Genomic DNA, 25232 nt, shown 5'->3' with positions numbered 1-25232 from the left:
CCGTAAGATCAGGGCCCGAGGCCAGACCGGGCCCCGCAGGAGCCGGGGCCGGAAGCTGACCGGGCCCCGCAGGGTCCGGGCCCGGAGGCCGACCGGGCCCCGCAGGGCCTGGAGGCCGGTTCGGCGGAGGCTCCTGGGGGCCGGGTCCCGCCCGGGCCCTGACCGTCGGGGCCCACGCCCCGCGGACCACCCGCGCCGTCACCTCCGCCTCGGCGCCGACCACCCCGCAGCGGACCAGCTCGGCGCCCTGCGCGGCCGCCACCCGGGCCGCCGCCGCGCACGCCTCCGCCTCGCCCCACACGGCCCGTTCGGCGGCGGCGAGGGCCGCGAGATCGGCGGCGCCGCCCGCTCGGTGCCGGGCGGCCACCGCCTGTCCGAGCGCCAGCACCGCCCCGAAGACCACGCACAGGGCGCAGGCCGCGAAGGCCGTCCACACGCTCGCCGCGCCCCGGTCGCCGCGTCCGCGCCTCACACCGCCCCGCCTCCCCCGACCGTGTCCTCGGCGAGGGCCGCTGCCCCAGCCCGCAGGGTCACGCCCAGGCCGCCCGGCCCGGGTGCCACGGACTCCACCGTCACCCGCCACAGGTCGCCCTCCCGGGCCACCGCCGCCCGGGCCTCCTCGGGCGCCGCCGCCGGGGCGGCGGCCGCGACGGCCTCGGAGGGCTCCGACCTGGCCGCCGCCCGCGCCCTCGCCCTGGCCGCGTCCACACACCGGATCTGCGCGGCGGACGCGGCCAGCGCCCACAGCAGCGCCATCGCGAAGAGCGCCAGCACCGGCAGCACGACGGCCGCCTCCACGGTCACGAAGCCCCGGTCCCGCTCAGAACGGCGCATCGAGGGCCTTGGTGACCATCGCCTGCAAGGCGCCCGAGACACTGCCGCTCGTCATGACCCCGTAGAACAGGGCCGCCACCCCCGCCGCCGTGAGCAGTCCCAGCGCGTACTCGACCGTGCTCATGCCGCTGTCGGCCCGCAGACCGGCCCGCCGGCTCGCCCAGAACCCCCGCAGCGCCTTCCGCGCCCACCTGTACGTCATCGCCATCTCCCTTTTCCCTTCGGTTCGTCCGGTCGTTCGTGTCATGTCGTCGTTCATGTGTCGTGCCGTCGTTCATGTGTCGAGTCGTCGTTCAGGGGCCGAGCAGCCCCCTCGCCAGGCCGATCACCACGGGAGCCACACCGACCGCGAGGAACGCGGGCAGGAAGCACAGCCCCACGGGGGCGCTGATCAGCACCTGGGCCCGGCCGGCGTGGGCGCGGGCGGCGCCGGCGGCGGCCGCCCGCAGCACGGCCGCGTGCCGGGCCACCGCGTCCGCGGCGGGCGCTCCGGAGGCGCCGGCCCGTTCCAGGCACCGCGCGAGCCCCTCGGCGCCCGGTATCGCGCCGAACCCCGCCCACACCCGGGCCGGTTCACCACCGAGCCGCAGTTCGGCGGCGGTCCGCAGCAGCCGCTCCCCGAGCGGGCCGCCCATCGACCGCCCGACCGCCTCCGCCGCCTCTCCCGGCCCGGCCCCGGCCGAGGCGCAGGCGGCCAGCAGGTCGGCTGCCAAGGGCAGTTGCCGCACCGCTTCCCGCTCCGCCGCGGCCTCACGGAAGGCGCCGGCCCGCCGCAGCCACCACCGGGCGCCGAGCACGCCGCCCACGCCGACCGGCAGCACCGCCACCGCCCCGAAGAGCGCCCCCGCGCCGAGCGTCGCTCCGAGGACCGCGGCCGGCACCGGGACCGGCATCTCCCGGAGCCCGGCCGTCCACCGCGCCCACCGCCGCTCTCGGGCCCCGGCCTGTCGTCCCGCGGGTCCACCGCCGACGGCCGCCGACAGCCCGCCGAGCCGTCGCCGGACGCCCCGCCCGCGCCGCTCCCGCGCCAGGTGGAGCCAGGCCCCGCCGAGCAGCCAGCAGCCCAGGAGCAACAGCGGCCCCGACCACGTCAGTTCACTCAGCATCGCCGCCTCCCCGCACGATCCGCGCGGCCCACCAAAGCCCCGCCGCCTCCAGCGCGCCTCCGAGGAGGAGGCAGGCCCCGCCGGCGGGGGTGTGGAGCATGACCCGCAGCGGTTCGGCACCGAGCGCGGCGCCCATGCCGATCCCCGCCACCGGGAGGGCCGCGAGCACGGCCACCGTGGCCCAGGCTCCGGCCAGTTCGGCCCGCAGCCCTTCGCGCCGCTCGTGCTGCTCGCGGAGGGCCGCCTCCAGCCGGTCGAGGCCGTCGGCCAGGCCCGCGCCGCGGTCGACGGCCACCTGCCAGCAGGCCGCCAGCCCCGCGAGCCCCTCTGCGCCCTCGCGGCCGGCCTCGGCTCGCAGCGCCTCCGGCACGTCACCGCCGAAGCCGACCGCGGCGAGGACCCGCGCCTCCTCAGGGCCGAGGGCTTCGGTGCGGCGGGCCGCGTAGGCGAGGGCGTGGCCGGGCTGACCGCCCGCCCTCAGCTCACCGCCGGCGGTCTCGCACATCGCCACGACCCGTCCGGCGAGCGCCTCGCGCTCCCTGCGCCGGCCCGCCGCCCGAAGCCGCCGCCGCACGAGCGGGACGGCCAGGGCGCCTGCGGCCAGCGGCAGCGGGGACTCCCCGAGCAGCGCGACCAGCCCCCCGGCCGGCAGGCACAGCCACTCGGGCCGCGCCCGGGCCACCGCCCACCGGCGCGCCAGCGCCTCCCGGCGGCCGGCACCCCCGCCGCGTCCGGCTCCCTCCGCCGGGAGCAGGGTCCGGGCCCGCCGGACCGCCCGACGGTGCCCGGCCGCCCGCCACGCGGCGAGCAGGACGCCCAGCAGGATCCAGAGCCCCGCGTACGCCGCGGCCGTCACGGGGTGCCTCCGACGAGCGCGCGCAGCCGGGGCCAGCCCCGCTCCCGCTCGAAGCCGTTCGGGTCCCAGCGGAGCGCGGGCACCGTCCTCACCAGGCCTTCGCGGTCCCGCTCCAGGACGTGGACCTCGGCGATCCGGCGCCGCCCGTCGGGATCCCGCACCAGGTGCAGCACGACGGACAGGCCGGCGCCCAGCTGGCTGTGCAGGGCGGCCCGGTCGAGCCCGGCCGCGGTGCCGAGCGCCTCCAGCCGGGCGGGGACGTCGGAGGCCGTGTTGGCGTGGAGCGTGCCCGAGCCGCCCTGGTGTCCCGTGTTCAGGGCCGCGAGGAGGTCGACGGCCTCGCCGCCGCGGACCTCGCCGACGACCAGCCGGTCGGGCCGCATCCGCAGGGCCTGCCGGACCAGGTCCCTGAGGGTGACGAGTCCGGCGCCCTCCTGGTTCGGCGGCCGGGCCTCCAGGCGCACCACGTGGGGGTGGTCCGGGCGCAGTTCGGCCGAGTCCTCGGCGAGGACGATCCGCTCCCGCTCGCCGACCAGGCCGAGCAGGGCCGCGAGGAGCGTCGTCTTGCCCGTGCCGGTGCCTCCGCTGACCAGGTAGGAGACCCGGGCGTCGATCAGCGCGCGCAGGATCCGGTCGCCGCCGGGCGGCACCGTCCCGGCGGCGGTCAGCTCCTCCAGGGTGAAGGCCCGGGGGCGCATCACCCGCAGCGAGAGGCAGGTGGAGCCGACGGCGACCGGCGGGAGGACCGCGTGCACGCGGGTGCCGTCGGGCAGCCGCGCGTCCACCCACGGCCGGGCGTCGTCGAGGCGGCGACCGGCCACCGCCGCGAGCCGCTGGGCGAGCCTGCGCACGGCGGCGGCGTCGGCGAAGACGACCGGAGCCCGCTCCAGGCCGGCACCCCGGTCGACCCACACCCGGTCGGGGGCGGAGACCAGCACATCGGTGACGTCGGGGTCGGCCAGCAGCGGCTCCAGCGGCCCGGCGCCGGTCAGTTCGCACCGCAGCTCCTCGGCGGCGCCCAGCACCTCGGCGTCCCCGAGGAGACGGCCCTGGGCGCGCAGGGCGGCCGCCACGCGCGCCGGGGTCGGCTCGGCGCCGCTCGCGGCGAGCCGCAGCCGCACGGCGTCGAGCAGCCCGGCTCCGCCCGCCCGGGAGAGCGGGGCGGTGCCGGGCGCGGTCGTCGCCCCGGCCTCCCTCGCGTCCGTCGCGGTCATGCCGCACCTCCGGTGGGCAGCGCGCGCTCCCAGAAGGCGGCGCAGAAGCGGCCCAGCGGCCCGCGGGGGTCGGCTCCGGGCGGGCTGCCCGTGTCCTGGTCCGCCAGGATGCCCGGGTCGTAGGGGAGCTCGCCGGCGAGCGGCAGCCGCAGCGCGTCGGCGACCCAGCGCTCGTCGAGCCCCGCCGCGTACGGCCCCCGGACGACGGCCCGCAGGTCACGGACGACCATGGAGAGGGTTCCGGTGATCCGGTGGGCCGCGGCGACCGCCCGCAGCTCGCCGGGGACGACGAGGAGCCCGAGGTCGAGCTGGGCCAGTGCCTCGGCGCCCGCCTCGTCGACGGCGCGCGGCAGGTCGACCACGACCGCGCCGCCCCTGCGGCGCGCGGCGGCGAGCACGGACCGGACGGCGTCGGACGGCACGGCGCCGGTGGGCTCCCGGCCCCAGCTGAGCACCCGCACGCCCCGGGCGGCGGGCAGCGACTCCTCCAGGGCGCCGCCGGCCAGTCGCCCCTTCGAGGCGGTGAAGTCGCCCCATCGCCTGCCCCGCTCCCGCTCGGCGCCGAGGAGCACGTCGAGGCCCCCGCCGAGCGGGTCGCCGTCGACGAGCAGGGTTCGCCTGCCGGTGCGGGCGGCGGCGAGCGCGAGCCCGCAGGCCAGGGTAGAGGCGCCGGCGCCGCCCCGGCCGCCGATGACGCCGACGGTCAGGGCCGTGCGGCCGACGCCTTCGGCGGCGTCGGCGATCCGCTCGACGAGCAGCGGCTCGGCGCCGGGCAGTCGAAGCACGCTGTCCGCGCCGAGCTCGACGGCGAGCCGCCACACCTCCGGGTCGTCCTGGGCGCGGCCGACCAGGACGACCCCTGGCCGGCGCACGGAGCCCCGGCAGCGGGCCGCCGCGTCCTCCCCGACCAGGACGAGCGGGGGATCGCTCCAGCTGGACCGCCGCTCGGGCACCCGGTGGTGCACCTCGGGCTCGACGCCGGCCGCGGCGCAGAGCCGCAGCAGGTCGTCGAGGAGGGCGAGGTCCTCGGTGACGATCAGCGGGCCGGGCCCTCGCACTCCCGCCCCGCTCCGCGCCGTGTCCTCGTGGTCCGTTCCTCCCGTGCGGGAAGCCGTCGGCTCCTGCATCGCGCACACCCCTCTCGTGATTCCCGCGGGCCGCGAACTTCGCGACGGGAATCACCGTGAGGCCGTACGGGAAATCGTGCGGACTCCACCGAAAAACTGTGGACAATCCACTGCCTGTGAATAACTCGACCACCCCTGCGGGGACTGCCCGGAACGCAGTCCACTCGTTACTCTGGGTGACGAATCGAGGGATCGCCGCGTCCGGGACAACCGGGCGGGCGAAGGCGCGAGAGAGGGGAGCGAGCGATGGCTCAGCGTCGGAAAACGGCTCCGGACATGCGACGACCCCCGCCGGGGGGGAGAGCGGGGGTCGTCTCTCCGGCCGACTCGGGGGGGGAGGAGCCGGACCGGGTTAGCACGGTCGCGAACGATCCGTGACTTCCATGGTGTACCCGAGAGCCTTCTCAGGCAAACCCACGCGCCCGAGCGTACGCCGAATGGCGGGCACCTATGCTCAGCGTTGTGGAAAACCACTCCTTGCCGCGCACAGCCGCCTTCTTTGACCTGGACAAGACGGTCATTGCGAAGTCATCGACGCTGACCTTCAGCAAGTCCTTCTACCGAGGCGGACTCATCAGCCGCCGTGCCGCCCTGCGGACGGCCTACATCCAGTTCGTGTTCCTCGTCGGCGGGGCCGATCACGACCAGATGGAGCGGATGCGCGAATATCTCTCCGCGCTCTGCAAAGGCTGGAACGTGGCCCAGGTCAAGGAACTCGTCGCCGAGACCCTGCATGACCTGATCGACCCGATCATCTACGACGAGGCCGCCTCCCTCATCGAGGAGCACCACGCCGCCGGCCGCGACGTCGTGATCGTGTCCACCTCCGGTGCCGAGGTGGTCGAGCCGATCGGGGAGATGCTCGGAGCCGACCGCGTCGTCGCCACCCGGATGGTGGTCGGCGAGGACGGGTGCTTCACCGGGGAGGTGGAGTACTACGCCTACGGCCCGACGAAGGCCGAGGCGGTCCGCGAGCTCGCGGCGTCGGAGGGGTACGACCTCTCCCGCTGCTACGCCTACAGCGACTCGGCGACGGACATTCCCATGCTGGAGGCCGTCGGGCATCCGTACGCGGTCAACCCGGACCGGACGCTGCGCCGCGAGGCGGTCGCCCGGGAGTGGCCGGTGCTGGTCTTCGACCGGCCGGTGCGGCTGAAGCAGCGGCTGCCGGCGCTGCGGATGCCGCCCCGTCCGGCGCTCATGGCCGCGGCGGCCGTGGGCGCGGCGGCGGCCACCGCGGGGCTGGTCTGGTACGCCACCCGTCGGCGGCACCGGGCCGCCACGGCGGTGCTCGCCGGACCCTGACCGCTCGTCCCGGTTTCGGACGGTCCGGAAAGGGTGCGAAGAAGCGGATCCACCACTTTCGCTTACCGGCGGACAGGAGTAGAAAGGAATCAGGCCCGCGAGACCTGGGACATCCGAGAGGATCACCTGTTGAGCATCAAGGCCCCACGGACCTGACGCACAAAAACCTGGCACCCACGCGACGTCGACCCGTCGATTACGGGCCAGCCGCACCAGGCGAAGGGCAAAGCACCCCGCCTGATGGGCACATATCGAGGACGCTTGGTAACTGGGTGGACGTGCCAGCGGCGGTACTGAACATCGGTACCGCCGCAACCCATGTCCGGGGGTGTTTCAGGCCGCGCCGCGCTGGAGCGCCTCGCAGACCGCGGTCGACTCCCGGACGCCGAGTTCCACGGATCGCCCGCAGTGCGCGATCCAGCCGCCGACGCCCTCCGGGGTGCCGGTGAGGTACCCCTCGAAAGCGGCCGCGTAGGCGGCCCGGCCCTGCTCCGCGTGGCCGACCTCGGCGGGGCAGACCCCCTTCGGGTCGAGGCCGCTGCCCTCCAGGACGATCCGCTCCGCGGCCCGGGCGACCAGGCCGTTGTGCGAGGTGAAGGGGCGCAGGGCGAGCAGCTCGGCGTGGACCACCGCGGCGACGACGAGCGCCGGGGCCTCGCCGCCCGCGACGACGAGTTCCGCGAGGCCGTCGAGCCGGGCGGCGACCTCGTCGGGGTTCGGCAGCGGGGACTCGATCAGCGGCTCGTCCACGGCCTCGCCGGCCTGACGGGGGCGGCCCACCGACTCCTCGTGCTCGCCCGCGGCGACCAGGTGCAGCCGGGCCAGGACCCGGAGCGGCGACTGGCGCCAGATGGAGAGCAGCTGGCCGGCCTCGGCGCTCAGGCGCAGGGCGGCGCCGACGGTGCGGGCCTCGGGGTCGGCGCTGAAGTCGGTCCGGCGGCGGACCTCTTCCAGGGCCCAGTCGGCCCCGGCCAGGGCGGCCGAGCCGCGAGCGCCGCGGAGCGCCGCCTCGGAGGCGATCTCGTTGCTGCGGCGGCGCATCACGCGGTGGCCGTAGACCCGGTCGACGGCCTTGCGTACGGAGTCCACCGCGTCGGCGACGCCCGGCAGGGAGCCGAGGGCGGCCAAGGGGTCAGAGGCGTGCGTACTCATAGGTAAGGAGGCTACGCGCCCCAGGGGTCCGCCCCACGAAGGAGTGGTCTTCTTCATAGACCTCGACCACTAAGCGCGTTCATGCCACTACGCTAGGTGAACATGAAGATCGCTTTCGTCGGGAAGGGCGGCAGTGGCAAGACGACGCTGTCCTCGCTCTTCGTCCGTCACCTCGCCGCCACGGAGTCGCCGGTCGTCGCCGTCGACGCGGACATCAACCAGCACCTGGGGGCCGCGCTCGGCCTCACCGAGGCGGAGGCGGCCGCCCTGCCCGCGATGGGGGCGCACCTGCCGCTCATCAAGGAGTACCTGCGCGGCAGCAATCCGCGGATCGTCTCGGCCGAGACGATGATCAAGACGACGCCGCCCGGCGAGGGTTCGCGGCTGCTGCGGGTCCGCGAGGACAACCCGGTGTACGAGGCGTGCGCCCGGCCGGTGCGGCTCGACCCCGGCGAGGTGCGGCTGATGGCGACCGGCCCGTTCACCGAGGCGGACCTCGGGGTGGCCTGCTACCACTCGAAGGTCGGCGCGGTGGAGCTGTGCCTGAACCACCTGGTGGACGGGGCCGGCGAGTACGTGGTCGTCGACATGACGGCGGGATCGGACTCCTTCGCCTCGGGCATGTTCACCCGCTTCGACATGACCTTCCTGGTCGCCGAGCCGACCCGCAAGGGCGTGTCGGTGTACCGCCAGTACAAGGAGTACGCGCGGGACTTCGGCGTCGCGCTGAAGGTCGTCGGCAACAAGGTGCAGGGCCCGGACGACCTGGACTTCCTGCGCCAGGAGGTCGGCGAGGACCTGCTGGTCACCGTCGGCCACTCGGACTGGGTCCGCGCGATGGAGAAGGGCCGCCCGCCGCGCTTCGAGCGGCTGGAGCCCGAGAACCACCGGGCCCTGCGGACCCTGCGGGAGGCGGCGGACGACTCGTACGCCCGGCGCGACCGGCACCGCTACACGAGCCAGATGGTCCACTTCCACCTCCGCAACGCGGAGAGCTGGGGCAACGCCAAGACCGGGGCCGACCTGGCGGCGCAGGTCGACCCCGACTTCGTCCTCGGCGAGCCGGTCACCGCGGCGGCCCGCTGACGGGCGCCGGGACCGCCTGCCGACCGGCGCCCCCGAGGGGCGCCGACGGAGGTCAGCCGCGTGCGGGCTGCTCGGCGGCGGAAGCGGCGGAACCGGCGGCGGTGGCCGGGGGCTGGGCCGCCAGGAAGGCGGGCCAGCCGCCGGCGGGGGCCTCACCCACGCCCAGCGTACGCATCTTGGCGATGACGGCGGGGTCCTGGGCGTCGAGCCAGTCGGCGAGCTGGCGGAAGGAGACGCACTCGACGTCCTTCTGGACGCAGACGGTGGCGATGGTCTCCTCGATGGCGCGCATGTAGGTGCCGCCGTTCCAGGACTCGAAGTGGTTGCCGATCACGACCGGCGCCCGGTTGCCCCGATAGGAGCGCTCGAACGCCTGGACGAGGCCGTCGCGCATCTGATCACCCCAGTAGCGGTGCATGCCCGGATCGCCCTGGGTCGTGCCGGGCGACTGGTTGACCATGAAGTTGTAGTCCATGGACAGGGTCTGGAAGGCACGGCCGGGCACCGGGACCAGGTGCATGGAGAGGTCCCAGATGCCGCCGTCCTTCTTCGGCCAGATCTGGTCGTTGACACCGCTGGTGTCGTAGCGGAAGCCCAGCTCGGCGGCCGCCTTCACGAAGTTCGCGCGCCCCTCCAGGCAGGGGGTGCGGGCGCCGACGAGCTCCTTGTCGTAGTCGAAGGGCAGCGGCTGCTCGGCGCGCAGGCCGGCGTTGGTCTTCCAGTTCTTGACGAAGGACTTGGCCTGCCGGATCTCGCTCTTCCACTCCTCCACGGACCAGGTGCCGACGCCTCCGTCGGCGCCGCAGAAGTGCCCGTTGAAGTGGGTGCCGATCTCGTTGCCCTCCAGCCACGCGCCGCGCAGTTCGCGGACGGTGTCACGGATGCCCTGGGCGTCGTTGAAGCCGATGTCGGAGCGGCCGGCGGAGTGCTGGGGCGGGTCGTACATCGCCCGCTTCTCCTCCGGCAGGAGGTACACGCCGCTGAGGAAGTACGTCATGGTCGCGTCGTACTTCTTGCCGACGTTCCGGAAGTGCGAGAAGAGCTTCTGGCTGTCCTCGCCGGCGCCGTCCCAGGAGAAGACCACGAACTGCGGCGGGGCCTCGCCGGGCTTCAGCTTCTTCCAGACCGGCTGGTGCGGCTGGGCGCCGGTGTAGGCGGTGGAGCCGTCGCCGATCAGCCGGACGGCGTTCTCCGGCGCGGCGGCCGGGGCCTTCTTCGCCCCCACCCCCGCTCCGGGGGCGCCCTCGGACACCGGGCCGGAGGAACCCGGCTCCGAGCAGCCGGCCAGCCCGCCGACCAGGGCGACGGTGAGGGCGCCGGCGGCCAGCGTCTTCCTCCGGAACGTACTTCCTCGCACGGCGGCTGACATCCGCCCACCTCTCCTCTGGCGACTACGAGCTACGAGCGGCGTCAACGTCGCACCCGGCCTGCCGGAAAGATGAAACGACAAGCGGCAATACGCGGCCCATTCACCGGAACCGGTGAACCATTGCCCTGTTTGCCCCGAAAATAATGCCGCAGACTTTACTCTCCATTACGATTCGTTTACTCAGAGTTGAGGTACCCGCCCGGCCCCGGAGGAGACCGGATGACCCTCTGCACCCCCGCCCGCACGCCCAACCGACCCCGTGTCCAGCGGCCCCACAGCCCGCCCGGAGGCGCCCGCCGCTTCCGCCCCGCCGGCGCGGACGTCTCCGCGTCGATCGCCGTCTTCCTGATCGCGCTGCCGCTCTCGCTCGGCATCGCCCTCGCCACCGGAGCCCCGCTCCAGGCCGGTCTCGTCGCCGCCGCCGTCGGCGGTCTGGTCGCCGGCCGCCTCGGCGGTTCCCCGCTCCAGGTGAGCGGACCAGCCGCCGGCCTCACGGTCGTCACCGCCGAGCTGATCCAGCGGTACGGCTGGCGCACCACCTGCGCCATCACGGTCCTCGCCGGTCTCGCCCAACTCGCCCTGGCCGCCCTGAGAGTGGCCCGGTCGGCGCTCATGGTCTCGCCCGCCATCGTGCACGGCATGGTGGCGGGGATCGGCGTCACCATCGCGCTGGCCCAGCTCCACATCGTGCTCGGCGGCACCCCGCAGAGCTCCGCCGTCGACAACGCCCTGGGCCTGCCCGCCCAGTTGGCGGACGCCAGACCCGCCGCGCTCGTCATCAGCGGGCTGACCGTCGCCGTCCTGCTCGGCTGGCCCCGCCTGCCCGGCCGTGTCGGCCGGTTCCTGCGGAAGGCCCCCGCCGCCCTGGTCGGCGTCGGCGGCGCCACCCTGCTCGCGCTGGCCGCCGGACTCACCGTGCCCCGCGTCGACCTGCCGTCCTGGAGCAGCCACGCGCTCCCCGGGCTCCCCGAGGGGCCGGTCCTCGGCATCGCCACCGGGGTCCTGACGATCACCCTGGTCACCAGCGTGCAGTCGCTGCTCTCGGCCGTCGCCGTCGACAAGCTCGTCGCCGCCCGCCCGGACCGGGGCAAGGGAATTCCGCGCTCCGCCCTCGACCGCGAGCTGGCCGGCCAGGGCGCGGCCAACATGGTCTCCGGGGCCCTCGGCGGCCTGCCGGTCGCCGGGGTGGCCGTCCGCAGCGTCGCCAACGTCTCGGCGGGCGCGGTCAGCCGCGCCTCCACCATGCTGCACGGTCTGTGGATCGTGCTCGCCGCGCTGCTGCTGGTCCCCGCCATCGACCTGATCCCGCTGGCCGCGCTCGCCGCGCTGGTCATGGTGGTCGGCATCCAGATGGTGAGCATCACCCACATCCGTACGGTGACCCGGCACCGCGAGGTCGCGGTGTACGCGGTGACCGTGACCGGGGTCGTCCTGGTCGGCGTGCTGGAGGGCGTCGCCCTCGGCATCGCCGTCGCGGTCGCGGTCGCGATGCACCGGCTGGCCCGCACCCGGATCACCCGGGAGGACCGCGAGGGGCGCCAGCTGCTGCGCGTCCGCGGCCAGCTGACCTTCCTCGCGGTGCCGCGGCTGAGCCGCGCGCTGCACCAGATCCCCGCAGGCTCGGAGGTGACCGTGGAGCTGGACGGCTCGTTCATGGACCATGCCGCGTACGAGACGCTGAACGACTGGACGGCCGGCCACCGGGCGCACGGCGGTGTCGTCGAGCTGACCGGCCCCACCGGAGGCCGTATCGCCGGGTCGCCCGCCGACCGCGCACCCGGCGAGGAGTCCGGTACGAGCCCCGCGCCGGAGGCCTCCCCGCACGCCTGCTGCCGCCCCTGGACCCCCTGGCACAACCACCAGTGCGCCGAGCGGCCCGCGCCGCCCGTCGCCCCGGCCGAGGAGCCGCCGGTCCGGACGGGCCATCAGCTCGCGCACGGGATCGGCAAGTTCCAGCGGAACACCGCGCCGCTGGTCCGCGACGAGCTGGCCCGGCTCGCCCGGGAGGGCCAGACCCCGTCGCAGCTCTTCCTCACCTGCGCCGACTCGCGGCTGGTCACCAGCATGATCACGTCCAGTGGTCCTGGCGACCTCTTCACCGTGCGCAACGTCGGCAATCTGGTGCCGCCGCCCGGCGAGGAGAGCGGGGACGACTCGGTGGCGGCGGCGATCGAGTACGCGGTGGACGTGCTGCGGGTGCAGTCGATCACCGTCTGCGGCCACTCCGGCTGCGGCGCCATGCAGGCCCTGCTGGGCGCCGGTCCCGACGAGCCCGCGACCCCGCTGCGCCGCTGGCTGCGGCACGGCCGGCCGAGCCTGGAGCGGATGGCGAGCCGCCGTCACGTGTGGGCGCGGATCTCCGGGCGGCTGCCGGCGGACGCGGTCGAGCAGCTGTGCCTCACCAACGTGGTGCAGCAGCTGGAGCACCTGCGGGCGTACGAGTCGGTGGCCCGGCGGCTCGCGGACGGCAGCCTCACCCTCCACGGGATGTACTTCCACGTGGGCGAGGCGCAGGCGTACCTGCTCTCCGGCGACGAGGTGCGCGGCTACGACGACGTCTTCGACAGCGTCCCGCCGGCGATCCTGGCGGCCAAGGCCGCCTCCTGACCGCCGGGCCCCGCCCCCTCCGCGCCGACGCCGAAGGCGGAGGCGTCCTCCTCGGCCGCGATCTCGGCGCCCCCGCCGGGCGCGGGGGTGCCGGGCTCCCCCGGCGCCCCCGCGCCCGCGCGTCCTGAACCTTTCCCGGCGCGGGTCCGTGAGACTGTGTGGCCCCTTCTCCCTCCGCTCGGGACGAAGGGGCCCCCGCCCGTCAAGCCCTCATCAGGACACCCTCGGTCCACCGGCAGCCACCGGTGGATCCTCACAGGTCTAAACCAATTCCCCGGAGACTCTTGTCACCCGGGGTCTCGGGCTGATGAGGTATGACCCGGGACACATACGCACAGAGGACGCCCTGGGAAAGGGAGATGTCGTGAGCAACGAGAGCCTGGCCAATCTGCTCCGGGAAGAGCGCCGCTTCGCGCCGCCCGCCGAGCTGGCCGCGCACGCCAACGTGACGGCGGAGGCGTACGAGCAGGCCGAGGCGGACAGGCTGGGCTTCTGGGCCGAGCAGGCCAAGCGCCTGACCTGGGCCACCGAGCCGACCGAGACCCTCGACTGGTCGAACCCGCCGTTCGCCAAGTGGTTCGCCGACGGCGAGCTCAACGTGGCGTACAACTGCGTCGACCGGCACGTCGAGGCCGGACACGGCGACCGCGTCGCCATCCACTTCGAGGGCGAGCCGGGCGACAGCCGCGCGATCACCTACGCCGAGCTCAAGGACGAGGTCTCCAAGGCCGCCAACGCCCTGACCGAGCTGGGCGTGCGCAAGGGCGACCGGGTCGCCGTCTACCTGCCGATGATCCCCGAGGCCGCGATCACGATGCTGGCCTGCGCCCGCGTCGGCGCCGCCCACTCGGTCGTCTTCGGCGGCTTCTCCGCCGACGCGGTGGCCTCCCGCATCCAGGACGCCGACGCCAAGGTCGTCGTGACCGCCGACGGCGGCTACCGCCGCGGCAAGCCGTCCGCCCTCAAGCCGGCCATCGACGAGGCCGTCGCCAAGTGCCCGACGGTCGAGCACGTCCTCGTGGTCCGCCGCACGGGCCAGGACACCGCCTTCACCGAGGGCCGGGACGTCTGGTGGCACGACGTCGTCGAGCGCCAGTCCGCGGAGCACGCCCCCGAGGCGTTCCCGGCCGAGCAGCCGCTCTTCATCCTGTACACCTCGGGCACGACGGGTAAGCCCAAGGGCATCCTGCACACCTCCGGCGGCTACCTCACCCAAGCCGCGTACACCCACCACGCCGTCTTCGACCTCAAGCCGGAGACCGACGTCTACTGGTGCACGGCCGACATCGGCTGGGTCACCGGCCACTCGTACATCGTCTACGGCCCGCTGGCCAACGGCGCGACCCAGGTCATGTACGAGGGCACCCCGGACACCCCGCACCAGGGCCGGGTCTTCGAGATCGTGCAGAAGTACGGCGTCACCATCCTCTACACGGCGCCGACGCTGATCCGCACGTTCATGAAGTGGGGCGACGACATCCCCGCCAAGTTCGACCTGACCAGCCTGCGGGTGCTGGGCTCGGTCGGCGAGCCGATCAACCCCGAGGCGTGGGTCTGGTACCGCAAGCACATCGGCGCCGACCGCTGTCCCATCGTGGACACCTGGTGGCAGACCGAGACGGGCGCGATGATGATCAGCCCGCTGCCCGGCGTCACCGAGACCAAGCCGGGCTCCGCCCAGCGCCCGCTGCCCGGCATCTCCGCCACCGTCGTCGACGACGAGGCGAACGAGGTGCCGAACGGCGGCGGTGGCTACCTGGTGCTCACCGAGCCGTGGCCGTCGATGCTCCGCACCATCTGGGGCGACGACCAGCGCTTCATCGACACCTACTGGTCCCGCTTCGAGGGCCGGTACTTCGCGGGTGACGGCGCCAAGAAGGACGACGACGGCGACATCTGGCTCCTCGGCCGCGTCGACGACGTCATGCTCGTCTCCGGCCACAACATCTCGACCACCGAGGTCGAGTCCGCGCTCGTCTCCCACCCGTCGGTGGCCGAGGCGGCCGTCGTCGGCGCCGCCGACGAGACCACCGGCCAGGCGATCGTCGCCTTCGTCATCCTGCGCGGCACCGCCAGCCAGGACGACGCCCTCGTCGCCGAGCTGCGCAACCACGTGGGCGCCACCCTCGGCCCGATCGCCAAGCCCAAGCGGATCCTCCCGGTGGCCGAGCTGCCGAAGACCCGCTCCGGCAAGATCATGCGCCGCCTGCTGCGCGACGTGGCCGAGAACCGGCAGGTGGGCGACGTCACCACGCTGGCCGACTCCTCGGTCATGGCGCTCATCCAGGACCAGCTGCCGGCCGCCTCCAGCGAGGACTGAGCACCGGTACCCCCCGCGTGAAGGCCCGCCCCGGCACCCCCGGGGCGGGCCTTTCCGCGTGGCCATCACGCCATGCCAAATGCCCCATACCACCCTAAAGTGAGCCTCGCCGGACACGCCCCGGGCTCGTTAGGTAAAGTAAGGAACGCGTCAGGAACGCGACAGAAAGACCTAGGTGCGCCGGGAAGTCTGGTCGGCATGTGCTGTGTGCTGCCCACCCGACCGGAGGCTCCCCGTGTCCACCGACCGCACGTTCCTCGGCCGGCTCTCCCTCCCGGAGCGCCGCCACCTCACCGACGCCCTGCGCACCGAGACCGTCGGCGGTGTGCTGCTGCTCCTCGCCGCCGTCGCCGCGCTCGTCTGGGCCAACACCTTCCACGACAGCTACGAGGCCGTCTCCGACTTCCACATAGGCCCCGCCTCCCTCGGCCTCGACCTCTCGATCGAGCACTGGGCCGCCGACGGCCTCCTCGCGATCTTCTTCTTCGTCGCCGGCATCGAGCTCAAGCGCGAACTGGTCGCCGGCGAGCTGCGCGACCCCAAGGCCGCCGCCCTCCCCGTCATCGCCGCGATCTGCGGCATGGCCACCCCGGCCCTGGTCTACGTCCTGGTCAACACCGTCGGCGGCGGCTCCCTGGACGGCTGGGCCGTGCCCACCGCCACCGACATCGCCTTCGCGCTCGCCGTCCTCGCCGTCATCGGCACCTCGCTCCCCTCCGCGCTGCGCGCCTTCCTCCTCACGCTCGCCGTCGTCGACGACCTCTTCGCGATCCTGATCATCGCGGTCTTCTTCACCAGCGACCTGAACTTCGCCGCCCTCGGCGGCGCCTTCGCCGGCCTCGCCCTCTTCTGGTTCCTGCTCCGCAAGGAGGTCCGCGGCTGGTACGTGTACGTCCCGCTGGCGCTGGTCATCTGGGCGCTGATGTACAACAGCGGCGTCCACGCCACCATCGCCGGCGTCGCCATGGGCCTGATGCTCCGCTGCACCACCCGCGAGGGCGAGGAGCACTCCCCCGGCGAGCACGTCGAGCACCTGGTCCGGCCGCTCTCGGCCGGCGTCGCCGTGCCCCTCTTCGCGCTCTTCTCGGCCGGCGTGGCCATGTCCAGCGAGGCGCTCAGGGACGTCTTCACCCAGCCCGTGACCCTCGGCGTCGTCCTCGGCCTGGTCGTCGGCAAGGCGGTCGGCATCTTCGGCGGCACCTGGCTGACCGCCCGCTTCACCCGGGCGGAACTCAACCCCCAGCTGGCCTGGCCGGACGTCTTCGCCGTCGCCACCCTCGCCGGCATCGGCTTCACCGTCTCGCTCCTCATCGGCGAACTCGCCTTCGTGGGCGACCCGGCCCTCACCGACGAGGTGAAGGCCGCCGTCCTCATGGGCTCGCTCATCGCCGCGGCCTGCGCCGCCCTCCTGCTCAAGCTGCGGGTGCGGAAGTACCAGCTGCTCGTCGCCGAGGAGGACCGGGACGACGACCAGGACGGCATCCCGGACGTGTACGAGGAGGGCACCGCGGCGTACCACCTCCGGATGGCGGACATCCTGGAGCGGAAGGCCGCGGAACACCGCGAGCGCGCCCGACTGGCGGGGGCACCGCGCGACGGGGCCGACCGTCCGGCATGATCTGAGTCGGACCGTACAAGAGGAGAGGGAGAGCGATGAGCGACCCGTTCGACGGAACCGAGCGCAGCCTCGGCCAGCTGGTCGCCTCGGCGACCGCCGAGATGTCCGCACTGGTGCACGACGAGATCGCCCTGGCCAAGGCCGAGCTCCGGCAGGACGTGAAGCGCGGCGGGATGGGCGCGGTCCTGGGCCTTGTCGCCGCCGTGGTGATGCTGTTCTCGCTGCCGATGCTGAGCTTCGCGCTCGCGTACGCCATCAACACCTGGACCGGCGGGCACAACGGCAATGGCGGCTGGAACCTCGTCTGGTGCTTCCTGCTGTCCTTCGCCTTCAACATGATTGTCGGGGGCCTGCTCATCGCGATCGCCTGGGCACAGTTCAAGAAGGTCAAGCCGCCGGAGAAGTCCATCGCCTCGGCCAAGCAGACGGCCGCGGTCATGCAGAACGTGAAGCCGCACCCCCGTCCGGAGGGCGTCCCGGCCGCCGAGGTGACGATGGCCAAGGCCCAGACTGTGGCACGCTCGTCCGTATGACCCTCCCCGACAGCGGCACCCCCGGCGGCGGGCCCGTACGCCTCGACGGTCCGTGGACCCACCGTGACGTCGCGGCCAACGGCGCCCGCTTCCACATCGCCGAGATGGGCGACGGCCCCCTGGTGCTGCTGCTGCACGGCTTCCCGCAGTTCTGGTGGACCTGGCGCCACCAGCTGCCGGCGCTCGCCGAGGCCGGCTTCCGGGCGGTCGCGATGGACCTGCGCGGGGTCGGCGGCAGCGACCGCACCCCCCGGGGTTACGACCCCGCCAACCTGGCCCTCGACATCACCGGCGTGGTCCGCTCGCTCGGCGAGCCGGACGCCGCGCTCGTCGGCCACGACCTGGGCGGCTACCTCGCCTGGACGGCGGCGGTCATGCGGCCCAAGCTGGTCCGCCGGCTCGTGGTCTCCTCGATGCCGCACCCGCGCCGCTGGCGCTCGGCGATGGTCTCCGACTACGCCCAGTCCCGGGCCGGCTCGCACATCTGGGGCTTCCAGCGGCCGTGGCTGCCGGAGCGTCAGCTGGTCGCGGACGACGCCGAGCTGGTGGGACGTCTGATCCGCGAGTGGTCGGGGCCGCGCCCCGTGGAGGACGAGGCGGTCGACGCGTACCGGCGGGCGATGCTCGTGCCGTCCACGGCGCACTGCTCGATCGAGCCGTACCGCTGGCTGGTCCGCTCGCTGGCCCGCCCCGACGGCATCCAGTTCAACCGGCGCATGAAGCGGCCGGTCCGGGTGCCGACCCTGCACCTGCACGGCTCGATGGACCCGGTGATGCGGACCCGCAGCGCGGCCGGTTCGGGCGAGTACGTGGAGGCTCCGTACCGCTGGCGGCTCTTCGACGGCCTGGGGCACTTCCCGCACGAGGAGGACCCGGCCGCCTTCACGGCGGAGCTCGTCAACTGGCTGAAGGACCCCGAGCCCGACCGCTGATCCCGGTACGGGCCCCCGCCCGCACGGGTTTACGTCGAACGGCCATGTGCCCCGCGCATACTCCGATTGGCGGGCCCCGGAGAGGTTACCGAGCCCGGACCCCGGGCACACGTCCCGGTATGGGCTGGACGCACGACTACGGTGACACGGCACGCGACCGCCGCTCCGCCTCCGGGCCGGGCTCCCGTGAGCGGGGAGGACCGCCGGACCAGGGCCGCGCTCCCGGCGGAGAGGTCGGGATCTCACGCATCCTCAGGCGGCGGGCCCGCTGGGTCTCCGCCCGGCTCCGGCACCCGCGCGACACCGCGTAGGGGCCGTCAGAGGGCGCAGCCGTCGGTGTCCACCTGCTGGTTGGCGGCGCGGCCGAGTTCGATGTCCTCGCGGATCTCCTGGACCGTCAGCGCGTAGCCCGTGTTGGCGTCGTCGCGGGACCGGGCGAAGATGACGCCCGAGACCGTGCCGTCCTCGGTGAGCAGCGGGCCGCCGGAGTTGCCCTGGCGGACCGTCGTGTACAGCGAGTAGACCTCCCTGCGCACCTCGCCCCGGTGATAGATGTCGGGGCCGTCGGCGCTGATCCGGCCGCGGACGCGGGCGGAGCGGACGTCGTACGAGCCGTTCTCGGGGAAGCCGGCGACGATGGCGTCGTCGCCGCTGTGCGCCTCCCGCTCGGTGAAGCGCAGCGGGGTGGCCTTGAGGTCCGGCACGTCGAGGACGGCGATGTCGCGGCGCCAGTCGTAGAGGACGACCTTGGCGTCGTACAGCCGGCCCTCGCCACCGATCTGCACGGTGGGCTCGTCGACGCCGCCGACCACGTGCGCGTTGGTCATCACGCGACGGTCGGAGAAGACGAAGCCGGTGCCCTCCAGGACCTTGCCGCAGCTCGGGGCGGTGCCCACGACCTTGACGATGGAGCGCTGGGCGAGGGTGGCCACGGGGCTGCCGGCGAGCGCCGGGTCCGGGGGCAGGACCTCGGTGATGGGCTCGTTGGCGAAGGGGCTGAAGACCTGCGGGAAGCCGCTGCGGGCGAGGGTGGAGCTGAAGTCGGCGAACCAGACGCCGACCTGATCGGGCATCACCCGGGAGACGCCCTGGAGCACCTTGGAGCCGCGGACCTCCTTGCCCAGGGTGGGCATCGAGGTGCCGGCCAGCGCCGAGCCGATCAGCCAGGCGACGAGCAGCATGGCGATCACGTTGACCAGCGCGCCGCCGGTGGCGTCGAGGGCACGGGCCGGGGACCAGGTGATGTGGCGGCGGAGCTTGTTCCCGAGGTGGGTGGTGAGCGCCTGGCCGACGGAGGCGGCGACGATGACCGCCATCACGAAGACCACGGTGACCGTGGTGGTGACCTCGCTCTGCTCGGTGAGCCGGTCCCACAGGATCGGCAGCAGCCACATGGCGACGAGCCCGCCGCCGAGGAAGCCGATCACGGAGAGGATGCCGACCACGAAGCCCTGGCGGTAGCCGATGATCGCGAACCACACGGCCGCGATCAGCAGCAGGATGTCCAGCACGTTCACGGTCTTCAGCCTCGCAGATTCGTTCTTCCGGTCGCCGTTTCGTCTCCGGTCGCCCGGAGGGTCAGCCTGTCATGACCGCAGGTCGAGCGGGACCTTGCGCGAGGTGTCCCAGGGCCGCTCCCAGCCCGCGAAGTACAGCAGCCGGTCGATCACTCCGGCGGTGAAACCCCAGACCAGGGCGGATGCGACGAGGAAGGCGGGGCCCGCGTGGCCGGCCGGGTGGACGGCCGTGGCGCGGTTGGCCGGATCCGTGAGATCCGCCACGGGCACCGTGAAGACCCGGGCGGTCTCGGCGGGGTCGACGGCGCCGACGGGGCTCGGCTCGCGCCACCAGCCGAGCACGGGCGTGACGACGAAGCCGCTGACCGGGATGTAGAGGCGGGGCAGCACGCCGAAGAGCTGGACGCCGGCGGGGTCGAGGCCGGTCTCCTCCTCGGCCTCGCGCAGCGCGGCGCGCAGCAGCCCGCCGTGGGCCGGGTCGCCGTCCTCGGGGTCGAGGGCGCCGCCGGGGAAGGAGGGCTGTCCGGCGTGCGAGCGGAGGCTGCCCGCCCGCTCCATGAGCAGCAGCTCGGGCCCGCGCTCGCCCTCGCCGAAGAGGACGAGCACGGCGGACTGGCGGCCCGCGCCGCTGGCGGGCGGCAGGAAGCGGCTCAGCTGCTCGGGCGCGACCGTGCGCGCGGCCCGGTCGACCGGCGCGAGCCAGTCGGGCAGGCCGTCCCGGTCCAGCAGGCCGCCGGTGCCGGGGCCGTAGATCTCTTCGTCCGTGCGCGTCATGGGCACCCCCGTGTCGTCCAACGCCGTCGCCGTGCTCCTTCGTTCCCGAGGGGCCGTGCCGTGCTCACTCCGCCCCCGAAGGGCGCTGTGCGGCGCCCGGGGCCACGCCGGGGGCGGGCGGGGCGGGCCGGCCGGGGTAGTCGGCGGGCGGGTTGAGCCGCTGGCCGGGGAAGCCGCCCTTCTCGTACTTGAGCAGCTTCCTCGCCTTCTCCGGGTCGGTCTCGCCCTCTCCGTAGGCGGGGCAGAGGTGGGTGATGGGGCAGGCGCCGCAGGCGGGCTTGCGGGCGTGGCAGATCCGGCGGCCGTGGAAGATCACCCGGTGCGAGAGCATCGTCCAGTCGCTCTTCGGGAAGATCTCGGCGATCTCGGCCTCGATCTTGACCGGGTCGTCCGACTCGGTCCACCGGAAGCGGCGGGCCAGGCGCATGAAGTGGGTGTCGACGGTGATGCCGGGGACGCCGAAGGCGTTGCCGAGGACGACGAAGGCGGTCTTGCGGCCGACGCCGGGCAGCTTGACCAGGTCCTCCAGACGGCCGGGGACCTCGCCGCCGTGCTCGTCCCGCAGGGCGGCGGCCAGACCCATGATCGACTTGGTCTTGGCGCGGAAGAAGCCGGTCGGGCGGATCAGCTCCTCGACCTCCTCGGGGACGGCCGCGGCCAGGTCCTCGGGGGTCGGGTACCGGGCGAAGAGCGCCGGAGTCGTCTGGTTCACCCGCAGGTCGGTGGTCTGCGCGGAGAGGACCGTGGCGACCAGCAGCTCGAAGGGGTTGCGGAAGTCGAGCTCGGGATGGGCGTACGGGTACACCTCCGCGAGCTCCCGGTTGATCCGGCGCGCCCGCCGCACCATCCCGAGCCGCGACTCCGTCCTGCCCCCGGAGGGCTTCGGCGGGGCGGCGACGGCGGCGGGCTCCTTGGCGGCGGACTTGGTGCCGGTGGCCTTCTTGGCGGCGGTCTTCTTGGCGGTGGCCTTGGTGGCCGCCTTGGTCCCGGGCTTCTCGGCGGCCGCCTTCGTCGTCGTACCGCCCGTCTTCTTCGCGCCCGCCTTCGCCGCCCCCGCCTTCGCGGCCGTCGGGGTCACGGGGGTCGCCTTCGAAGGGCCGTTCACACGGGGGGAATCAGTCCGATTCGTCCCCTTTGACCGCTTCGACGCGCCGTGTTCGCCCACAGCGGAATTACCTTCGGCCGACACTCTTCCAGCCCCCTTGGCCTGCGTTCTCACCGGTGAGTTGGACACCCGGCCAGCCTAGGGGCCGGGGCCGACATCCGCCCCGCTCGGCACCGATCGGGCCCCGATCGGGCCCCTGACGTTCGGCAATGGCGTCCGGTGCGTCAAACTTGTTGTGATTGATCGCACTGTTTGGCACGTCCGGCATCATGGGAGCCAGGTTCCCGTGAGCAGGTCGACAGTAGGAGTGAACTCGTGGACGACGTTCTGCGGCGCGCCCCGCTCTTCGCGGCGCTCGATGACGAGCAGGCCGCCGAGCTGCGCGCCTCGATGAGTGAGGTGACGCTCGCCCGTGGCGACGCGCTCTTCCACGAGGGCGACCCCGGTGACCGCCTGTACGTGGTCACCGAGGGCAAGGTGAAGCTGCACCGCACCTCCCCCGACGGCCGCGAGAACATGCTGGCGGTCCTCGGCCCCGGCGAGCTCATCGGCGAGCTGTCCCTCTTCGACCCGGGCCCGCGCACCGCGACCGCGACGGCGCTGACCGAGGTCAAGCTGCTCGGCCTCGGCCACGGCGACCTCCAGCCCTGGCTGAACGCCCGGCCCGAGGTGGCCGGCGCCCTGCTGCGGGCCGTCGCGCGCCGCCTGCGCAAGACCAACGACCAGATGTCCGACCTGGTCTTCTCCGACGTGCCGGGCCGTGTCGCCCGCGCGCTCCTCGACCTGTCGCGCCGCTTCGGCGTGCAGTCGGAGGAGGGCATCCACGTCGTCCACGACCTCACCCAGGAGGAGCTGGCCCAGCTGGTCGGCGCCTCCCGCGAGACCGTGAACAAGGCGCTCGCCGACTTCGCCCAGCGCGGCTGGCTGCGCCTGGAGGCCCGCGCCGTGATCCTGCTGGACGTGGAGCGCCTCGCGAAGCGCTCGCGGTAGCCACGCGCGCGTACGTACGCACGAGAAGGGGGCCACCCGGTTCGACCGGGCGGCCCCCTTCCGCGTGCCGGTTGGCCTAGCGCTTCGTGCCGTCCACGATCACCGGGGCCGAGCCGCCGCCGGTGGCGCAGGGCACCGCGTAGACCGGGTTCTTGGCCGCGGCCTCCTTGAAGGCGTCGATGCACTGGTTCGCCAGGACCTTGTCGGTCAGCGAGTCGTTGAGGATCTTGTTGGCGCGGGCGATGCCCTCCGCCTCGATGCGGCGCCGGTCCGACTCCGCCTTGGCCGTACGGGCGGCCTCCAGGGCGCGCTCGGTGGCCTGCTGCTGCTGGATCTTGCGGTCGATCTGGCCCTGGAGCGCGTCCGAGGGCTTCACGTTCCGCAGGTTGACCGTGGTGACGACGATGCCGCGCGGCTCCAGGCGCTCGGTGATGAGCGTGGCGATCTCGGCGTTGATCTTCTCGCGGTCGGAGGCGTAGCCCTGCTCGCTGCTGTAGCGGGCGAAGACGTTCCGGACGATCTCGCGGCTGTCCGGGTAGACCAGCCGCTGCTGGATGGCGTCCTCGCTGCCCGCGAGCTTGTACAGCTCGACCGCCTTGGACGGGACCACGGCCCACTTCACGGTGACCTCGGCGTACATGACGCCGCCCTGCGAGGAGCGGACCTCGACCACGTCCTTGTCGGAGAGGTTGAGGTCGACCGGGCGGGTGGAGAAGGTGGTGACGTCGGTGAACGGCGACTTCACGTGCATGCCGGAGGTCATCGGCGACCCGACCTTGCCGAAGGCGACCGGCACGCCGACCTCGTACGCGCTGATCACGTACGTCATGCTCACGATCACCGAGAAGACGCCGGCGACCAGCGCGCCCGCGGCGCCCAGCTTCCAGCCGGTCGAGTCCTGCGACCGGCCGACGAACCAGAGCACCACCGCGGCGATGACCAGCAGGATGGCTATGACGAACATGGGCATTCCCCCGAGAGCTGCGGCCTGATGTAAGCGGAGCGTAAGACACTCGGGGGAGCCGCAGGGTTCCCGGGGTCCCGGTCGGGGTTCCCCGGGAGGGGCCGCCCGGGGTCCCGGCTCGTCGCGTCAGATCGCGCCGCGCTCCCGGAGGTACTCCAGCTGCGCCCGTACGGACAGTTCTGCCGCGGGCCACAGCGAGCGGTGGACGTCCGCGTACACGTGCGCCACGACCTCCGGCGCCGTCCGGTGCCCGAGCGCCACCGCGGCCTCCACCTGGGCCAGCCGGCCCGCGCGGTGCGCCAGATAGAAGTCGACGGCCCCCTGGGCGTCCTCCAGGACCGGCCCGTGGCCCGGCAGGACCGTGTGGACGCCGTCGTCGACGGTCAGCGAGCGCAGCCGCCGCAGCGAGTCCAGGTAGTCGCCCAGGCGCCCGTCGGGGTGCGCCACCATCGTCGTGCCGCGCCCCAGGATCGTGTCGCCGGTGAGCACCGCGCGGTCGGCGGGCAGGTGGAAGGAGAGCGAGTCGGAGGTGTGGCCGGGCGTCGGCACCACCCGCAGCTCCAGGCCGCCGACGGTGACCGCGTCGCCCTCGCCCAGGCCCTCGTCGCCGAGGCGGAGCGCCGGGTCGAGCGCGCGGACCGAGGTGCCGGTCAGCTCGGCGAAGCGGCCCGCGCCCTCGGCGTGGTCCGGGTGACCGTGCGTCAGCAGGGTCAGCGCGATCCGCTTGCCCAGCTTCTCGGCGGTGTCGATCACGTGCCGGAGGTGGCCCTCGTCGAGCGGGCCGGGGTCGACGGCGACGGCCAGGGAGGAGCCGGGCTCGAAGAGCAGCCAGGTGTTGGTGCCGTCGAGGGTCATGGCGGACGGGTTGGGCGCGAGCACGTTCACCGCCCGCTCGGTCGCGGGCCCGGAGGTGACCAGCCCGCGCGGCTGGCCCGGCAGCGCGGCGGCGTCGGTCACGAGGCGTCCCCCCCGACCCGCTTGGTGAACTCGTCGTGCCCGGGCCAGGTGAGCACCACCTGGCCGCCCTCCACGCGCGCCCGCGCGAGGACCGGCGTCAGGGACTGCTTCCCGGCCGCCGTCAGGGCCTCGGCGGCCGTGGCGCAGGGCTGGAGGGACCGGAGGGTCGCGATGGTCGGCGGCATCATGGTCAGCTCGCCCCGGTCGTAGCCGGCCGCGGCGTCGGCCGGGCGGGTCCAGACGGTGCGGTCGGCCTCGCCGGAGACGTCCCGGGTGCGCTGCCCGGCCGGCAGGAGGGCCACGAAGAACCAGGTGTCGTACCGGCGCTGCTCGAACTCGGGGGTGATCCAGCGGGCCCACGCGCCGAGCAGGTCGGAGCGGAGCACGAGGCCGCGCCGGTCGAGGAAGTCGGCGAAGGACAGCTCGTGGGCGACCAGCGCCCGCCGGTCGCGCTCCCAGTCCTCGCCGGTGGTGTCGCCGACGACGGTGTCCGGGGTCTCGCCGGCGAGCAGCACGCCCGCCTCCTCGAAGGTCTCGCGGACGGCGGCGCAGACCACGGCCTGGGCCTGCGCGGGGTCGTCGAGGCCGAGCCGCTCCGCCCACTCCTCCAGGGCCGGGCCGGCCCAGCGCACCGGCTGCTCGTCGCGCGGGTCGACGCCGCCGCCGGGGTAGGCGTACGCCCCGCCGGCGAAGGCCATGGAGGTGCGGCGGCGCAGCATGTGGACCTCGGGGCCGGTGTCCGCGTCGCGCAGCAGCAGCACCGTGGCGGCGCGCCGGGGCGTCACGGGCACCAGCTCGCCGGCGGCGAGGGCGCGGATGCGGTCGGGCCATTCCGGCGGGTACCACTGACCATTCGACATGGGCGG

At 73.9% G+C, this 25232-nt stretch carries 23 protein-coding genes and 1 pseudogene; 9 read left to right on the top strand and 15 right to left on the bottom strand.

Features of this window, described 5'->3' with window-relative positions:
* Nucleotides 1–202: 202 nt before the first annotated feature.
* The 7 genes and pseudogenes from IE321_RS22145 to ssd form a co-directional block, all read right to left on the bottom strand.
* A pseudogene (locus IE321_RS22145) lies at nucleotides 203–436 on the bottom strand (Rv3654c family TadE-like protein); the annotation flags it as partial.
* Nucleotides 437–468: 32 nt separating this feature from the next.
* Complete coding sequence (locus IE321_RS22140) at nucleotides 469–834, bottom strand: TadE family type IV pilus minor pilin (RefSeq protein WP_190224252.1); 366 nt, start codon at nucleotides 832–834, stop codon at nucleotides 469–471.
* Nucleotides 821–1036, bottom strand: a complete 216-nt coding sequence (locus IE321_RS22135; protein ID WP_043221338.1) for a DUF4244 domain-containing protein — start codon at nucleotides 1034–1036, stop codon at nucleotides 821–823. Before IE321_RS22135 ends, IE321_RS22140 begins: the two co-directional genes overlap by 14 nt.
* Before the next feature lie 91 nt (nucleotides 1037–1127).
* Nucleotides 1128–1940, bottom strand: a complete 813-nt coding sequence (locus IE321_RS22130) for a type II secretion system F family protein (RefSeq protein ID WP_190224251.1) — start codon at nucleotides 1938–1940, stop codon at nucleotides 1128–1130.
* Nucleotides 1930–2796 carry a type II secretion system F family protein gene (locus tag IE321_RS22125; RefSeq protein ID WP_229916502.1) on the bottom strand — a complete coding sequence of 289 codons (867 nt, stop codon included), beginning with the start codon at nucleotides 2794–2796 and terminating at the stop codon, nucleotides 1930–1932. The genes IE321_RS22130 and IE321_RS22125 overlap by 11 nt, the downstream gene beginning before the upstream one ends.
* Nucleotides 2793–4010 carry a TadA family conjugal transfer-associated ATPase gene (locus tag IE321_RS22120; RefSeq protein WP_229916500.1) on the bottom strand — a complete coding sequence of 406 codons (1218 nt, stop codon included), beginning with the start codon at nucleotides 4008–4010 and terminating at the stop codon, nucleotides 2793–2795. Before IE321_RS22120 ends, IE321_RS22125 begins: the two co-directional genes overlap by 4 nt.
* Nucleotides 4007–5137 carry a septum site-determining protein Ssd gene (ssd, locus tag IE321_RS22115; RefSeq protein ID WP_190224250.1) on the bottom strand — a complete coding sequence of 377 codons (1131 nt, stop codon included), beginning with the start codon at nucleotides 5135–5137 and terminating at the stop codon, nucleotides 4007–4009. The genes IE321_RS22120 and ssd overlap by 4 nt, the downstream gene beginning before the upstream one ends.
* Nucleotides 5138–5587: 450 nt before the next feature.
* Between ssd and IE321_RS22110 the strand changes: the two genes are divergently transcribed.
* The gene (locus IE321_RS22110) at nucleotides 5588–6442 is read left to right on the top strand and encodes an HAD family hydrolase (RefSeq protein WP_190224249.1); all 855 of its coding nucleotides are present in this window, start codon (nucleotides 5588–5590) and stop codon (nucleotides 6440–6442) included.
* A gap of 333 nt (nucleotides 6443–6775) precedes the next feature.
* Here IE321_RS22110 and IE321_RS22105 read toward each other — a convergent pair whose 3' ends face one another.
* Complete coding sequence (locus tag IE321_RS22105; protein WP_190224248.1) at nucleotides 6776–7594, bottom strand: Fic family protein; 819 nt, start codon at nucleotides 7592–7594, stop codon at nucleotides 6776–6778.
* A gap of 102 nt (nucleotides 7595–7696) precedes the next feature.
* Between IE321_RS22105 and IE321_RS22100 the strand changes: the two genes are divergently transcribed.
* A complete protein-coding gene (locus tag IE321_RS22100) occupies nucleotides 7697–8680 on the top strand; it encodes an ATP-binding protein (protein WP_043221124.1) in 984 nt (327 codons plus the stop codon).
* Between the two features lie 52 nt (nucleotides 8681–8732).
* Here the strand turns inward: IE321_RS22100 and IE321_RS22095 are convergent, their stop codons facing one another.
* On the bottom strand, nucleotides 8733–10049 hold the full coding sequence (locus IE321_RS22095) for a polysaccharide deacetylase family protein (RefSeq protein WP_190224247.1): 1317 nt from the start codon (nucleotides 10047–10049) through the stop codon (nucleotides 8733–8735).
* A gap of 219 nt (nucleotides 10050–10268) precedes the next feature.
* On the opposite strand from IE321_RS22095, the gene IE321_RS22090 reads away from it, so the two are divergent.
* From IE321_RS22090 to IE321_RS42160, 6 genes are all read left to right on the top strand, one after another.
* Nucleotides 10269–12656 carry a SulP family inorganic anion transporter gene (locus tag IE321_RS22090; RefSeq protein ID WP_190224246.1) on the top strand — a complete coding sequence of 796 codons (2388 nt, stop codon included), beginning with the start codon at nucleotides 10269–10271 and terminating at the stop codon, nucleotides 12654–12656.
* Between the two features lie 307 nt (nucleotides 12657–12963).
* Nucleotides 12964–14976, top strand: a complete 2013-nt coding sequence (gene acs, locus IE321_RS22085) for an acetate--CoA ligase (RefSeq protein WP_190224245.1) — start codon at nucleotides 12964–12966, stop codon at nucleotides 14974–14976.
* A 235-nt stretch (nucleotides 14977–15211) separates the two neighbouring features.
* A complete protein-coding gene (nhaA, locus tag IE321_RS22080; RefSeq protein ID WP_226652130.1) occupies nucleotides 15212–16594 on the top strand; it encodes a Na+/H+ antiporter NhaA in 1383 nt (460 codons plus the stop codon).
* Between the two features lie 35 nt (nucleotides 16595–16629).
* Entirely contained in the window at nucleotides 16630–17127 is a 498-nt protein-coding gene (locus tag IE321_RS22075) for a phage holin family protein (RefSeq protein WP_190224243.1), read from the top strand.
* Complete coding sequence (locus IE321_RS22070) at nucleotides 17124–18059, top strand: alpha/beta fold hydrolase (RefSeq protein ID WP_190224242.1); 936 nt, start codon at nucleotides 17124–17126, stop codon at nucleotides 18057–18059. Before IE321_RS22075 ends, IE321_RS22070 begins: the two co-directional genes overlap by 4 nt.
* Before the next feature lie 119 nt (nucleotides 18060–18178).
* Nucleotides 18179–18370 carry a hypothetical protein gene (locus IE321_RS42160; RefSeq protein ID WP_043221138.1) on the top strand — a complete coding sequence of 64 codons (192 nt, stop codon included), beginning with the start codon at nucleotides 18179–18181 and terminating at the stop codon, nucleotides 18368–18370.
* 6 nt (nucleotides 18371–18376) lie between these two features.
* On the opposite strand, the gene IE321_RS22065 is transcribed toward IE321_RS42160, so the two are convergent.
* The 3 genes from IE321_RS22065 to nth all read right to left on the bottom strand — a co-directional run bounded on the left by IE321_RS22065 (nucleotide 18377) and on the right by nth (nucleotide 21428).
* Nucleotides 18377–19576 carry a MarP family serine protease gene (locus IE321_RS22065; protein WP_190224241.1) on the bottom strand — a complete coding sequence of 400 codons (1200 nt, stop codon included), beginning with the start codon at nucleotides 19574–19576 and terminating at the stop codon, nucleotides 18377–18379.
* A 69-nt stretch (nucleotides 19577–19645) separates the two neighbouring features.
* On the bottom strand, nucleotides 19646–20350 hold the full coding sequence (locus IE321_RS22060) for an NUDIX hydrolase (protein WP_043221144.1): 705 nt from the start codon (nucleotides 20348–20350) through the stop codon (nucleotides 19646–19648).
* Nucleotides 20351–20414: 64 nt separating this feature from the next.
* Nucleotides 20415–21428 carry an endonuclease III gene (nth, locus tag IE321_RS22055; RefSeq protein ID WP_372470254.1) on the bottom strand — a complete coding sequence of 338 codons (1014 nt, stop codon included), beginning with the start codon at nucleotides 21426–21428 and terminating at the stop codon, nucleotides 20415–20417.
* Nucleotides 21429–21770: 342 nt separating this feature from the next.
* Here nth and IE321_RS22050 point away from each other — a divergent pair, with 342 nt between their 5' ends.
* Entirely contained in the window at nucleotides 21771–22445 is a 675-nt protein-coding gene (locus tag IE321_RS22050; protein WP_030495802.1) for a Crp/Fnr family transcriptional regulator, read from the top strand.
* A 76-nt stretch (nucleotides 22446–22521) separates the two neighbouring features.
* Here IE321_RS22050 and IE321_RS22045 read toward each other — a convergent pair whose 3' ends face one another.
* The 3 genes from IE321_RS22045 to IE321_RS22035 all read right to left on the bottom strand — a co-directional run bounded on the left by IE321_RS22045 (nucleotide 22522) and on the right by IE321_RS22035 (nucleotide 25226).
* On the bottom strand, nucleotides 22522–23409 hold the full coding sequence (locus IE321_RS22045; RefSeq protein WP_043221153.1) for a prohibitin family protein: 888 nt from the start codon (nucleotides 23407–23409) through the stop codon (nucleotides 22522–22524).
* A 126-nt stretch (nucleotides 23410–23535) separates the two neighbouring features.
* Complete coding sequence (locus tag IE321_RS22040) at nucleotides 23536–24366, bottom strand: MBL fold metallo-hydrolase (RefSeq protein ID WP_190224239.1); 831 nt, start codon at nucleotides 24364–24366, stop codon at nucleotides 23536–23538.
* Nucleotides 24363–25226 (bottom strand): NUDIX hydrolase, encoded by an 864-nt coding sequence (locus IE321_RS22035; protein WP_043221157.1) that lies wholly within the window; start codon nucleotides 25224–25226, stop codon nucleotides 24363–24365. Before IE321_RS22035 ends, IE321_RS22040 begins: the two co-directional genes overlap by 4 nt.
* Nucleotides 25227–25232: the final 6 nt, after the last annotated feature.

The organism is Streptomyces hydrogenans, from assembly GCF_014656075.1.
Lineage (GTDB): Bacteria > Actinomycetota > Actinomycetes > Streptomycetales > Streptomycetaceae > Streptomyces > Streptomyces hydrogenans.
This window is presented reverse-complemented; position numbering and strand designations above follow the sequence as displayed.